General features: G+C 69.2%; 12 protein-coding genes. 11 read left to right on the top strand and 1 reads right to left on the bottom strand.

Annotation, left to right across the window (positions count from 1 at the left end):
• Positions 1 to 58 precede the first annotated feature (58 nt).
• The 11 genes from ACV22V_RS26375 to ACV22V_RS26325 all read left to right on the top strand — a co-directional run bounded on the left by ACV22V_RS26375 (position 59) and on the right by ACV22V_RS26325 (position 12857).
• Entirely contained in the window at positions 59 to 418 is a 360-nt protein-coding gene (locus ACV22V_RS26375) for a DUF485 domain-containing protein (RefSeq protein ID WP_448015981.1), read from the top strand.
• Complete coding sequence (locus tag ACV22V_RS26370; protein ID WP_448015980.1) at positions 415 to 2094, top strand: cation acetate symporter; 1680 nt, start codon at positions 415 to 417, stop codon at positions 2092 to 2094. The genes ACV22V_RS26375 and ACV22V_RS26370 overlap by 4 nt, the downstream gene beginning before the upstream one ends.
• The gene (locus tag ACV22V_RS26365; protein WP_448015979.1) at positions 2091 to 3236 is read left to right on the top strand and encodes an amidohydrolase family protein; all 1146 of its coding nucleotides are present in this window, start codon (positions 2091 to 2093) and stop codon (positions 3234 to 3236) included. Before ACV22V_RS26370 ends, ACV22V_RS26365 begins: the two co-directional genes overlap by 4 nt.
• Before the next feature lie 167 nt (positions 3237 to 3403).
• Positions 3404 to 4528 carry an FAD binding domain-containing protein gene (locus ACV22V_RS26360; protein WP_448015978.1) on the top strand — a complete coding sequence of 375 codons (1125 nt, stop codon included), beginning with the start codon at positions 3404 to 3406 and terminating at the stop codon, positions 4526 to 4528.
• 22 nt (positions 4529 to 4550) lie between these two features.
• A complete protein-coding gene (locus ACV22V_RS26355) occupies positions 4551 to 4682 on the top strand; it encodes a hypothetical protein (protein WP_448015977.1) in 132 nt (43 codons plus the stop codon).
• 298 nt (positions 4683 to 4980) lie between these two features.
• On the top strand, positions 4981 to 6261 hold the full coding sequence (locus ACV22V_RS26350) for a c-type cytochrome (RefSeq protein WP_448015976.1): 1281 nt from the start codon (positions 4981 to 4983) through the stop codon (positions 6259 to 6261).
• On the top strand, positions 6258 to 6758 hold the full coding sequence (locus ACV22V_RS26345) for a (2Fe-2S)-binding protein (protein WP_448015975.1): 501 nt from the start codon (positions 6258 to 6260) through the stop codon (positions 6756 to 6758). The genes ACV22V_RS26350 and ACV22V_RS26345 overlap by 4 nt, the downstream gene beginning before the upstream one ends.
• Positions 6758 to 9019: a xanthine dehydrogenase family protein molybdopterin-binding subunit gene (locus ACV22V_RS26340; protein ID WP_059690259.1), complete on the top strand. Its 2262-nt coding sequence runs from the start codon at positions 6758 to 6760 to the stop codon at positions 9017 to 9019. Before ACV22V_RS26345 ends, ACV22V_RS26340 begins: the two co-directional genes overlap by 1 nt.
• A 70-nt stretch (positions 9020 to 9089) precedes the next feature.
• Entirely contained in the window at positions 9090 to 10007 is a 918-nt protein-coding gene (locus tag ACV22V_RS26335; RefSeq protein ID WP_059534409.1) for a LysR family transcriptional regulator, read from the top strand.
• A 358-nt stretch (positions 10008 to 10365) separates the two neighbouring features.
• The gene (locus ACV22V_RS26330; protein WP_059534411.1) at positions 10366 to 11583 is read left to right on the top strand and encodes an MFS transporter; all 1218 of its coding nucleotides are present in this window, start codon (positions 10366 to 10368) and stop codon (positions 11581 to 11583) included.
• A gap of 161 nt (positions 11584 to 11744) precedes the next feature.
• Positions 11745 to 12857, top strand: coding sequence for an alkene reductase (locus ACV22V_RS26325; protein WP_059690261.1), 1113 nt, complete (start codon positions 11745 to 11747; stop codon positions 12855 to 12857).
• Positions 12858 to 12934: 77 nt separating this feature from the next.
• Here the strand turns inward: ACV22V_RS26325 and ACV22V_RS26320 are convergent, their stop codons facing one another.
• Complete coding sequence (locus ACV22V_RS26320) at positions 12935 to 13606, bottom strand: hypothetical protein (protein ID WP_059534415.1); 672 nt, start codon at positions 13604 to 13606, stop codon at positions 12935 to 12937.
• Between the last annotated feature and the right edge of the window lie 3 nt (positions 13607 to 13609).

The raw sequence follows: 13609 nt of genomic DNA, 5'->3' as shown, positions 1-13609 counted from the left end.
CACAACACGCGCGACGCCCGCACCGCCGCCACGACATTCGACCCATCGAGGAGACACCGTGAACCACACGCTTCCGGCCGCCGCCGGCACCGCGCCCGATCCGGACTCGCCGGCGCAGGCCCCGCATCCGCTGCTGCGCGATGCCCGTTTTCGCACGCTCGTCAGGCGCAGAAGGCTGCTCGCCTGGTCGCTGACGCTCGTCATGCTCGGCCTCTATTTCGCGTTCATCCTGACGCTGGCGTTTTCGCCGACGCTACTCGGCCAGCCGATCGTGCCGGGCCGGCCGACGCCGTGGGGCATCCCGGTCGGCTTCGGCATGTTCGTCGTCACGTTCGCGCTGGTCGCGCTGTACGTGTTCCAGGCCAACTCGGTCCACGACGCGCTCGTCGCGTCCATTCGCGACGGAGACGCGCAATGAAACGCCTGCTCCTCGCATCGATCGCCGCCGTCGGCACGGCGCCGGCGTTCGCGGCCGGCCCCGCGGCGCTCGCGCACGGGCACAACCCGGTCGCGATCGGCATGTTCCTGCTGTTCGTCGCGTCGACGCTCGTCATCACGCGCTGGGCCGCGCGCAAGAACCACAGCGTGGCCGACCACTACGCGGCCGGCGGCCGGATCACCGCGCTGCAGAACGGCTGGGCGATCGCCGGCGACTACATGTCGGCGGCGTCGCTGCTCGGCATCTCCGCGCTGGTGTTCACGAGCGGCTACGACGGCCTGATCTATTCGGTCGGCTTTCTCGCGAGCTGGCCGATCATCCTGTTCCTGATCGCCGAGCCGCTGCGCAATCTCGGCAAGTACACGCTCGCCGACGTCGTGTCCTATCGCCTGCGGCAACGGCCGATCCGCGCCTTCGCTGCGTCGAGCTCGATCGTCATCGTGCTGCTGTATCTGGTGTCGCAGATGGTCGGCGCGGGCAAGCTGGTCGAGCTGCTGTTCGGTCTCGACTACACGGTCGCGGTGCTGGTCGTCGGCGTGCTGATGGTCATCTACGTCTTCTTCGGCGGGATGCTCGCGACCACCTGGATCCAGATCGTCAAGGCCGTGCTGCTGCTCGCCGGCGCGGCGTTCATGGCGTTCATGGTGCTCGGCCGTTTCGGCTTCAGTCTCGACGCGCTTTTCGCGCAGGCCGTGAGCGTGCATCCGAAGCATGCGGCGATCCTGCGTCCGGGCGGCCTGGTCTCCGATCCGGTCTCGGCCGTGTCGCTCGGCCTCGCGCTGATCTTCGGCACGGCGGGCCTGCCGCACATCCTGATGCGCTTCTTCACGGTCGGCGACGTCAAGGCGGCCCGCAAGAGCATCCTGCATGCGACCGGCATCGTCGGCATCGGCTACATGCTGATCGTCATCATCGGCTTCGGCACCATCGCGCTGGTCGCGCCGGCCCGGCAGTACCACGACGCGTCCGGCGCCGTGACGGGCGGCGCCAACATGGTGGCGATCCATCTCGCGCATGCGGTCGGCGGCAACGTGTTCCTCGGCTTCATCTGCGCGGTCGCGTTCTCGACCATCCTGGCCGTGGTCGCCGGACTCACGCTCGCGGGTTCATCGGCGATCTCGCACGACCTCTACGCGAACGTGCTGCGCCGCGGGCGCGCGTCCGACCGCGAGGAAATGCGCGTGGCGCGCGCGACGACCGTGGTGCTCGGCGTGCTCGCGATCCTGCTCGGCATCGCGTTCGAGAAGCAGAACATCGCGTTCATCGTCAGCCTCACGTTCTCGATCGCGGCGAGCTCGAACTTCCCGGTGCTGCTGCTCTCGATCTACTGGCGCGGGCTGACGACGCGCGGCGCGGTACTGGGCGGCCTGCTCGGGCTCGCCACCGCCGTCACGCTCACGGTGCTGAGCCCGACCGTGTGGGTGACGGTGCTCGGTCATGCGCATCCGGTCTATCCGTACGAATACCCGGCATTGTTCTCGATGGCGGCGGCGTTCGCCGGCGTCGTCCTGTTCTCCGTCACCGATCGCTCGGCCCGTGCGCGGCACGAGCGCGCGCAGTTCGACACCCAGCTCGTCGCGTGCGAAACGGGCATCACAACGGGCATCACGCAACGCGGCGGAGCCGCACGATTCGAGGAGTCGATATCCGCATGAGACACGCCACGTTGACCTGCACCTGCTGCCCGTCGCCGGCCCGGCGACGCCTGCTCGGCGCGTTTGCCGCGCTCGCCGGCACGGCCGTGGCCGGCCGTTCGGCATCGGCCGCCGAAACCGCGAACGCCCCGGCCGCATCGCCTGCCCCGTCGCTGCCGAGGCCGCGCGCGATCGACATCCACGCGCACTACTACCCCGAAAGCTTTTGCGATCTGGTCGGCGGCGAGGGCAAGCGCTTCGGCGGGTCGTTCACGTGCGACGACGCATCGTTCACGTTCCGCACGCCCGCCGGCGGCCTCGGGCCGCTGCCGATGAAGTTCATCGACGTCGACGCGCGGCTCAGGGACATGGATGCGTCCGGCGTCGACGTTCAGGCGCTGTCGCTCAGCGTGCCGATGGCGTATTGGGGCGACCGGCCGTTCAATGCGAAGCTCGCGCGCGACTGGAATTCGGCCGCGTCGCGCGTCTACCAGCGGCATCCGGCACGATTCGTCGTGCTCGCGACGCTGCCGATGCTGAACGCGACCGACGCGATCGACGAACTCGAACGCGCCGCGCAGCTGCCAGGCGTGCGCGGCGTGTACATGGGCACCAACATCGACAACCGCGATCTCGACGATCCGTTGTTCGCGCCGGTCTTCGCGCGCATCGCGCAACTGAACCTGCCCGTGTTCCTGCATCCGCAGCAAACGGTCGGCGGCGCGCGGCTCGGCGATTTCTACCTGAGCAACCTGCTCGGCAATCCGTTCGATACGGCGATCGCGGCCGCGCACCTGATCCTCGGCGGCGTGCTTGATCGCCATCCGGACCTGCACTTCACGTTGCCGCATGCGGGCGGTGCGTTGCCGATCGTCGCGGGACGCCTCGACGCGGGCTGGACCGTGCGCCCCGAAACGCGCCGGCTCGCGCAGAAGCCGAGCAGCTATCTGCGGCGCTTCAGCTACGACACGGTGTCTCATTCCGGGCCGGTGCTGGACTTCCTGATCGCGAACGTCGGCGTCGATCGGCTCGTGCTCGGCAGCGACTACTGCTTCGACATGGGCTACGAACAACCGGTCCGCTTTCTCGATCGCGTCGACCTGACGGCGGAACAGCGTTCGATGATCCTCGGCGGCAATGCGGGCAGGCTGCTGCGCATCTAGCGCGCGGACCGGCCGGCGAAAACGCATGCGACCGGCCGCGCCTGCACGGTCGGCGCAGCCCGCCGACGCACATGGCATCATCCGGCGAGCCGTCGGCACCACGCGCGTCGGCACGCGGGCGGGCAAGCGGCCGACGATGCCGTCTTTCGAACTTGGAGTCACGCACGATGAAAATAATCATTGCCGGCGGGTCGATCGCCGGTCTCGCGGCCGGGCTGACGCTCGACTGCATCGGGCACGACGTAACGGTCTACGAGCGCTCGCCGTCGCCGCTACGCGGTCAGGGCGGCGGCGTGGCCGTGCTGCGCCGGATGATGGCGTTCCTCGAACAGCATGGCCGTCATTGCCGGCAGATGATCAGCGTGCCGACGCATCGGCGGCGCTGGATCGATCGCGACGGCAGCGTCACGCGCGACGAACCCGAAATGCTGCCGTTCTCGTCGTGGGACGCCGTGTACCGCTCGCTGTGCGAGACGCTGCCGCCCGGACGCATCCGTTACGGCCGCGCGGTCAGCGGCTTCGAGCAGGACGCCGACGGCGTCGACGTACACCTGGGCGACGAACGCATCCGCGCGGACGTGCTGATTGCGGCCGACGGAGCGGGCTCGACCCTGCGCACGCGCCTGTTTCCCGGCTACGCGCCGTCGTTCGCGGGCTATCTCGCGTGGCGCGGCATCGTCGACGAAGCCGAATTCGACGCCGCCGCGATTGCGCCATTGGTCGAGAACATGACGCTTCACAAGGCGCCGGGCGAGCTGTTCATGGCGTTCCTGATTCCCGCGCTCGACGGCTCGCTCGCGCCGGGCGCGCGCCGTTTCAACTGGCTGTGGTATCGCAACGAAGCCGACCGCACGGCGCTGCGCCGCCACCTGACCGATCGTGACGGCAACGTCCATCATGCATCCGTGCATCCGGGGATGCTTGCGGATGAGACCGTCGGCGCGCTGCGGCAACTGGCGGAAGAACGATTGCCGGCATCGTTGTCGCAACTGGTGCTCGCGACGCGCGCGCCGTTCAACCAGGCGATCGTCGACGCGCTGAGCCCCGGCTTCGTCGACGGCCGCGTGGCGCTGATCGGCGATGCGGCCTGCACCGTGCGCCCGCATACGGCCTCCGGCACGTCGAAAGCGGCGAGCGATGCGGTGTCGCTCGCCGAGGCGCTGCCGGCCGACGCGTCCGATGTCGTCGAACGTCTCGCGCGATGGTCGGTGCGACGGCGCGAGGAAGTGACCGCGTTGCTCGAGAAGGGGCCGCAACTCGCGGCCGCGTTCGGCCTCGGCACACCGCTTTGACATGCTGGCCGGCGATGACGGAATGGATGTCGCCAACGCCGACACGATGGTCAGCAATGCGCCGCGGCGCACGACGGAACCGCACGCGATGGCCGGCGCCTGCGTTCAGAACGTTTCAGCGCGGTTTCAGGTAACGGCGCCGCCCGCCGCGTAGACTGCCCCCATCATCCGCCGCACGGGCCACGGCCCGCGCGCAATCCCACCTTCTGGAACGACGACATGAACTCCGCCGCGAATCGCCATCGCCGGCCCGGCTCGTCATGGCCGAACCGGTCGGCCATGCGCCATCGCCATCCGTCGGCCCCGGCCGCAACCTCCGCTGCCGGCACGCGCCGGCCCGCCTGTCACGGCAAGCGGATCCGCACCGCATCGCGCGTACCGCACGGCCGGCGCCCTTTCCATTGCCTCGCCAACTGCACGACGCCGAATGAACCGGCTCGCCGGGAGCGCGCATGAAGCACAAACGTCTCTGGTTCGGCGCGGCAGGTGTCGCGGTCGTCGGCCTCGCGGTCGCGATCGGCATCATGTTCCGGCCGTCGATCGCGCCGATCGATCCGCCCGCGCGCGCGTCGTTCGATCCGCAGCTCATTCGCGCAGGCGCGCGCGTCGTCGCGCTCGGCGACTGCGTCGTCTGTCACACCGCGAAGGACGGCAAGCCGTTCGCCGGCGGCCTGCCGCTCGCGACGCCGTTCGGCACGATCTACGCGACCAACATCACGCCGGATGCCGACACGGGCATCGGCCGCTGGTCGCAGGCGGCATTCGCGCGCGCGCTGCGCAGCGGCATCGCCCGCGACGGCCATCCGCTGTACCCGGCCTTTCCGTATATCCATTTCACGCGAATGTCCGACCAGGACATCGCGGCCGCGTACGCGTATCTGATGACGCGCGAACCGGTCCAGACGAAGACGCCGGCGAACGACCTGATCTTCCCGCTCAACTTCCGGCCGCTGGTCGCGTTCTGGAACGTGCTGTTCCTGCGCGAGGGCGCGTACCAGCCCGACCCGTCGCAATCCGCGCAATGGAATCGCGGCAAGGCGCTCGTCGACGGCCTCGGGCACTGCGCGTCGTGCCATTCGCCGCTCAATGCGATCGGCGGCGAACAGGCCGGCAAGGCGTTCGACGGCGGCATCGTCGACGGCTGGGAAGCGCCGCCGCTCAATACGCTCGGTCACGCGGTCCGGCCGTGGACGCAGGCGCAACTGGTCACGTACCTGCGCACGGGCCGCGCGAGCGAGCATGGCGCGGCCGCCGGACCGATGCTGCCGGTCACGCGCGATCTCGCGACGGTGCCGGTGGAGGACGTCGAGGCGATCGCCGCGTACATCCTGTCCATCCAGAAGCCTGCCGCCGCGCGTCCGGCAACGGCCGGCGCGGGACACGGCCCGACGACGCCCGCCGGACAGCGCGGCGCGGTGCTGTTCCAGGCGTCGTGCGCGCAGTGCCACGGGCCGGCGTCGCCGATGCAGTCGATCGGCGAACGGCCGACGCTCGCGTTCAGCACGGCGATCGCCGCCGACACGCCGCGCAACGCGATCCAGATGATGTTCAACGGTATCGGCTGGCACGGCGAGGACACGCTGAACTACATGCCGTCCTATATCGACCAGTACGACGATGGGCAGATCGCGGATCTCGCCGCCTATCTCCGCGAAACATATTCCGATCGCGCCGCATGGACCGGCGTCGACACCCTCGCCGCGAAGCTCAGAAAGGAGGACCGCGCGCAATGATCGCCCTCACCGTGAATGGCGTGCGACACACGCTCGACATCGATCCCTCGACGCCGCTCCTGTACGCGCTGCGCAACGACCTGCACCTGCACGGCGCGAAGTTCGGCTGCGGCCTCGGGCAATGCGGCGCGTGCACCGTGATCGTCGACGACAAGCCGATGTTCTCGTGCCTGATCCCGGTCGCCGCGCTCGGCGAGCGTCGCGTCAGGACCCTGGAAAGCCTCGGCACCGCCGAGCATCCCGGCAAGCTGCAGCAGGCGTTCATCGATCATCAGGCGGCGCAGTGCGGTTACTGCATCGCGGGCATGATCATGCGCGCGCAGGCGCTGCTCGAACGCAACCCGAAGCCGACCGAACACGAGCTGCGCACCCACATGGAACCGAACCTGTGCCGTTGCGGCACCCACATGCGAATCCTGGCGGCCGTACGCCAGGTCGCGGGGATGCCGGAGCCGGAACCGTCCGCCGCGCCCGTCATGATCAATAAGGAAATCTGATGAACGCACCCGACGACATCGACGAAGGCCGCCGGCACTTCATGGTTTCCGGCGCGCTCTTCGTCGCGTTCACCCTCGCGCCCGCCGCGCGCGCGCTCGCCGAGGTCGTGATCGCGGACGAAGGCGCCGCCGTCCACGTCGCCAAGGCCACCGAAACGCTGGCCGGCAGCCTGAAGACCAATCCGCTGCTGGACGCGTGGATCAAGATCGCGCCCGACGGCAAGGTCACCGTGTTCACCGGCAAGGTCGAGCTCGGCACCGGCGTGCGCACCGCCTTGCTGCAGGTGGCCGCCGAGGAGCTGAACATGAAGCCCTCGCTGATCACGTTCCTGACCGCCGACACCGGCGCGTCGCCCGACGAAGGCCTGACGGCCGGCAGCCACACGATGGCTGACAGCGGCTCCGCGCTGCTGAACGCCGCCGCGCAGGTGCGCGGCCTGCTGGTCGACGGCGCGGCGAAGCAGTTCGGCGTCGATCCGCGCACGCTGACCGTCGCCGACGCCGTCATCAAGGCGCCGGACGGCCGCACGATGCGCTACGCCGACGCGGTGCGCACCGTCGACCTGCACCGCAACGCCACGCCGACGTCGCCGCTGAAACCGCCGGCCACGTTCGCCGTGATCGGCACGTCGCTGCCGCGCGTGGACATTCCGAACAAGGTCACGGGCGGCGTCAGCTACGTGCAGGACATGACGCTGCCCGGCATGCTGCATGCGCGGGTCGTGATGCCGCCGGTGTACGACGCGAAACTGCTGTCGTTCGACGAAGCCGCGATCCTGAAGATGCCGGGCGTCGTGCGGATCGTGCGCAACGGCAGCATGCTCGCCGTCGTCGCCCAGGGCGAATGGCAGGCGGTGCTCGCGCAGCGCGCGCTGGCCGCCGGTTGTCGCTGGTCCGGCGGCCGGGCGCTGCCCGACCGCGAGACGGTCCACGCGGACCTGAAGCGGATCGCGACCCAACGCATCGAGATCGCCAACACGCACGCGCCGAGCGCGCCGGCGACGAAGACGCTCTCCGCCACGTTCCTGAAGAACTATCTGCTGCACGGCTCGATCGGGCCCTCGTGTTCGGTCGCTCATCTCGAGAACGGCACGCTGACCGTGTGGACCCACTCGCAGGGCGTCTATCCGCTGCGCGACGCGCTCGCGGAAATGCTGTCGATGCCGAAGGCGAACGTGCGCTGCATCCACACCGAGGGCTCCGGCTGCTACGGGCACAACGGCGCGGACGACGCGGCCGCGCATGCGGCGCTGATCGCGGCCGCGATGCCCGGCAAGCCGATCCGCGTGCAGTGGATGCGCGAGCAGGAACATACGTGGGACCACTTCACGCCGGCGATGGTCACCGAGCTCAGCGCATCGCTCGATGCGGGCGGCCGCATCGTCGACTGGAACTACGCGCTGTGGAGCAGTTCGCACAACGAGCGCATCGTCAACGCCGGCCGGCTTCTGCCCGCCCGCATGCTCGAGCCGCCGTTCGTGTCCGCGCCGTCGACGCCGATGCTGCAGCCCGAGGGCGGCGGCGATCGCAATGCGATCCCGCTGTACGCGCTGCCGAACATGCACATCGTCAACAACTTCTCGCCGACGATGCCGCTGCAGACGTCCGCGATGCGCTCGCTCGGCGCGCACACGAACGTCTGGGCCATCGAGAGCTTCATGGACGAGCTGGCGCACGCCGCCGGCGTCGATCCGGTCGAATTCCGCCTGCGCCACATGGAGGATCACCGCGCGCGCCAGGTGATCCAGCTCGCCGCGACCAGATTCGGCTGGCCGCGGCCGCCGCGTGCACGCAATCGCGGCGTCGGTTTCGCGTTCGGCAAATACAAGAACCTGATGGGCTACGTCGCGATCGCGGTCGAGGTCACGGTCGTGCCGGAGACGGGCCACGTGACGCTCGACCGCGCGGAAGTCGCCGTCGACGCCGGCCAGATCGTGTCGCCCGACGGCATCCGCAACCAGATCGAGGGCGGCATCGTGCAGGCCGCGAGCTGGACGCTGTACGAGGCGTTGAAATACGATACGCAGCGCATTCGCAGTTTCGACTGGAGCAGCTATCCGATCCTGCGTTTCCCGGCCGCGCCGCAAAGCGTGAAGGTGCACCTGATCAATCGTCCCGGCGCACCGTTTCTCGGCGCGGCCGAGGCGTCGATGGGGCCGACGGCCGGCGCGCTGGCCAACGCGATCTTCGACGCGACCGGGCAGCGCATGCGCGAAATGCCGTTCGCCGGCGATTCGCTCAGGAAACGCATCGACGCATAGCCGCGGATCACAACCGATCGCGCCGGCACGCACCGGCGCCGACAATCGACAGGCTGGAGATTTCTGAACGATGGATACCTTGCTTTCGATGCGCGTGTTCACGCGCATCGTCGAGACGGGCAGCTTCACGCGCGCGTCGGACACGACCGGACTCACGACGCCGCGCGTGTCCGCGCTGCTGAGCACGCTCGAACGGCATCTCGGCTGCCGGCTGCTGAACCGCACGACGCGCCGCATCTCGCTGACCGAGGACGGGCAGGCCTATTACGAACGCTGCGTCGGCGTGCTGCGCGAGATCGACGACATGGAAGCAGCCGTCTCGCAGGCGCGCAACGTGCCGCGCGGCCGCCTGAAGGTGAACCTGCCGCCGGCCATGGCGAAGCAGATCATGGTGCCCGCGCTGCCGGAGTTTCTTGCCGCCAATCCGGGCATCTCGGTCGAACTCGGCGTGACCGACCGGCAGATCGACCTGATCGGCGAAGGCGTCGATTGCGTCGTGCGCATCGGCGCGCTCGACGATTCGGGCATGGTCGCGAAACGGATCGGCAGCCTCACCACCTGCACCTGCGCGGCGCCCGCCTATCTCGAACGATGCGGCGCCCCCGAAACGGTGGACGACCTGGCGCAGCACGTCGCGGTCAGCCACATCTCGGCCGATACGGGCCGGCCGCGTCCGTGGGATTTCGTCGTCGACGGCGAACCGCGCATCGTGCAGATGTGCGGCACGGTCGCGGTGAACGACGCCGACACCTACATCGAATGCGGCCTCGCGGGGATCGGCCTGATCAAGACATCGCTGTACCTGGTCGAGCCGTACCTGAAATCGGGGCGTCTGCGCGAGGTGCTGACCGATTTCAACCCGCCGCCCCGGCCGATCTCGATCCTGTATCCGCCCAACCGGCATACGCCGGTCAAGCTCAAGCTCTTCGTCGAATGGCTCGCGGGCCAGTTCGCGGAGATTCCGACGCTGCAGGGCAAGCGCGGCTGACAGCGACACCCTCGTCGCGCGCCGCATGAATCAAATGGTTTAAAGCGGCGTTTCAGGACAATTCAGTCCGCGCGATCCAGACTGGTTTCATGGGCTTCGCGAGCCGCGATATGCGCGCCGGAGGCCCGCCGCTTCACGCTCGTGCCGACGCTGCCGCGCGGCGCCCGCGCGTGATTCCACGCGCGATCCGCCCCCTTTGCGCGCCACGCAATGCTCGATTGCGCAGCGGGCGTATTCCCTTGTTATCGATCGATCAATAATCTTGACGGCAATGCGGCGGCTGTCGTTTCGCCGCATCGGCAATCGCACCGCCCGCCCGAAGAACGGGCTCCCGACATCTCTTTTCAAGGAGTCGATCATGTCAGCAGAATCCACCCCGCTCGCTGCCCACGGGCACGCGACCAAGCTCACGCAGGGCCTCATCCTGCTGTTCGCGTTCAGTTGCGGCGCGATCGTCGCGAACCTGTACTACGCGCAGCCGATCACCGAACTCATCGCACCCAGCCTGCACATGTCCGGCGAAACCGCGAGCCTCATCGTGTCGCTGACGCAGATCGGCTACGCATTCGGCCTGTTCTTCATCGTGCCGCTCGGCGACCTGCTCGAGAACCGCAAGCTGATGATCACGACCGCCGTCGTGTCGATCGCGAGCCTCGCGGCCGCGGCGATGGTGCATACGCCCGGGCCGTTCCTCGCGATCTCGCTGCTGATCGGCTTCAGCTCAGTCGCCGTGCAGATCCTCGTGCCGCTCGCCGCGCACCTGGCGCCCGATCATTCGCGCGGCCGCGTGGTCGGCACGATCATGAGCGGGCTGCTGCTCGGCATCCTGCTCGCGCGGCCGCTGTCGAGCGTGGTGGCCGACGCGTTCGGCTGGCGCTTCGTGTTCGCGGCCGCCGCCGTGCTGATGACGCTCGTGACGGCCGTGCTCGCGCTGACGATCCCGTCGCGCCAGCCCGATCATCGCGCGACCTATTTCGAACTGATCGGCTCGCTGCTGCATCTCGTGCGCACGATGCCGGTGCTGCGCCATCGCGCGTTCTACCAGGGCCTGATGTTCGCGTCGTTCAGCCTGTTCTGGACCGCCGTGCCGGTCGAGCTCACGCGTCACTACGGCCTGTCGCAGTCGGCCATCGGCCTGTTCGCACTGGTCGGCGCGATCGGCGCGACGTCGGCGCCCGTCGCCGGCCGCCTCGCGGATGCCGGCCACACGGTGCGGGCCACGCTGATCGCACTGGTCGCAGGCGCCTTGTCGTATGCGGTCGCGCTGGTCCACGGCGCCGGGCTGTACGGCCTCGTCGTCACCGGCATCGTGCTCGACTTCGCGGTGCAGATGAACATGGTGCTCGGCCAGCGCGAGATCTATGCGCTGCATGCGGCGAGCCGCAACCGCCTGAACGCGCTGTACATGACGAGCATCTTCGTCGGCGGCGCCATCGGCTCCGCGCTCGCCAGCCCGCTGTACGAGCATGGCGGCTGGCCGCTCGTCGCCGCCGTCGCCGGCGTGTTCCCGATCGTCGCGCTCGCCCACTACCTCGTGATCGGGCGGCCGCACGCGGAACGCCACGCACAGGCCTGAACCGGCGCCGGCACCGGTTCACGCGCGAATGCCGCTCGGGCTTCTCGCGCAACGGAACGCTGCCGGCACGTCATCTCCGACTTCCCGCAGGGCCAGCCACCGCACCGGCCGCAGCCGGACGATTCGCGGCGGCGCCCTGCCCCACGCACAAGGAATCCATCATGTCTACCCTGCTCAGCCACTACGATCTGCGCGGCCTGCCGCTTCCCAACCGTATCGTGATGGGCCCGATGACGCGTTCTCGCGCGCCGTCGCGCGGCCTGCCGACCGCGCTCATGACCGAGTACTACGCCCAGCGCGCGTCCGCCGGCCTGATCGTCACCGAAGCGACCAACGTCAGCCCGGCCTCCGCGGCATTCGAGCTCACGCCGGGGCTCGTCACCGACGAGCAGGCGGCCGGCTGGAAGCAGGTCACCGACGCGGTCCATGCCAACGGCGGTCGCATCTTCGCGCAGCTGTGGCACGGCGGCCGGGTCAGTTCGCTGACGCTGCTCGGCGGCGCGGCGCCGCTGTCGCCGTCCGGCGTCAACGACGATCTCGAACAGTTGCAGGTGTGGGCGCAGTTGCAGAACGGCTACTACACGAAGATTCATGCGACGCCGTCGCGCGCGATGACGACCGACGAGGTCGCCGCGACAGTCGAGGAATTCCGCCAGGCGGCGCTTCGGGCGAAGGCGGCCGGCTTCGACGGCGTCGAGATTCACGCGGCCAACGGCTACCTGCCGCACCAGTTCCTGTCGTCGACGCTGAACCGCCGCGACGACCGTTACGGCGGCTCGCTCGCGAACCGCGCGCGCTTCCTCGAGGAAATCGTCGACGCCGTCGGCGGCGTGCTGCCGCTCGATCGCGTGGGCGTGCGCATCTCGCCGTACGCGAAGTACAACAACGTGCGCGACGCGGATCCGGATGCGACCTACGCCTACGTCGGGCGCATGCTCGACGAAGCCGGCGTCGCCTACGTGCACGCGGCGGACACCAACGGCTGGAGCGGCGAGCCCGACCTGCCGCGCATCGTCGCCAACACGCGCGACGCGTACCGCGGCACGCTGATCGTCAACGGCGGCATCGCGCCGGACGCCGCGAATGCGCTGATCGACGCGGGCGATGCCGATCTCGTCGCGTTCGCGCGCGCATACATCGCGAACCCCGACCTCGTCGAGCGGATCGCGGCGAATGCGCCGCTCGCCGCGCCGAAGACGGTCGGCTGGTACGGCGGCGACCGCGCGGGATACGTCGACTACGCGCGTCACGACGCGGCGGGCCTGACCGCCTGACCGTCAGCGCACGGCGCCGGCGGCAGCCCCCGCTGCCGCCGCAACCGGCCCGATCATCAGGATGGCGAATAATGTGCTCAGGCGTCCTGCCAGCGCGAACCGAGCACACGGCCGCAGAAATTCGGCCGGCGAAAATCCGGATCGGCCCGATCGAGCACATCCGCGCTCCACGTGCCGAAGGTCGACGCCGGCCGGTGCGCGACACCGCGCGCGAGCGCGTCGAGGAACGCATCGCCGAATCCTTCGCCGCGCGGATACGCGGCGAGCAGCGCGCGGCGCTCGTCCACCGAATACGCGTCGAAGCCGGTCGCCATCAGGTCGGTCGACACGGCGAACGCCAGCGCACGCGCGAGCGGCGACATGCGCGCGGCCACGCCGGGCGTCGTATGCAGCGCGATCGCGCACCACACCTCGTCGCGCAGCTGCTGCGAAATCTGGTGGCGCGACAGGAACGCCTGCGCGGCATCGGCACTGTCGATTTCGTAGCGTTCGGTCGAGCGGGAGTAGGCCGGGCTCAAGCCCATGTTCGCGTACATCGCGGCCACGTACAGCGCATCGGCATCGAGCGTCTCGCCGGCACGGCGCGCGGCGAGCGACGCGAGGACGAACACCCGGCATGCATGATCGGCGATCACGCGCGGCAGCGACGCGCATGCGGCCTCGACGGCTTCGATCGTCATCGGCGTCCGGGGAATGCGAACGCCGGCAACTTCGTCGTCGGCCCGTGCACACGTGTGCGCAGCACTCATCTC

It is taken from the genome of Burkholderia sp. AW33-5, assembly GCF_053427615.1.
This window is presented reverse-complemented; position numbering and strand designations above follow the sequence as displayed.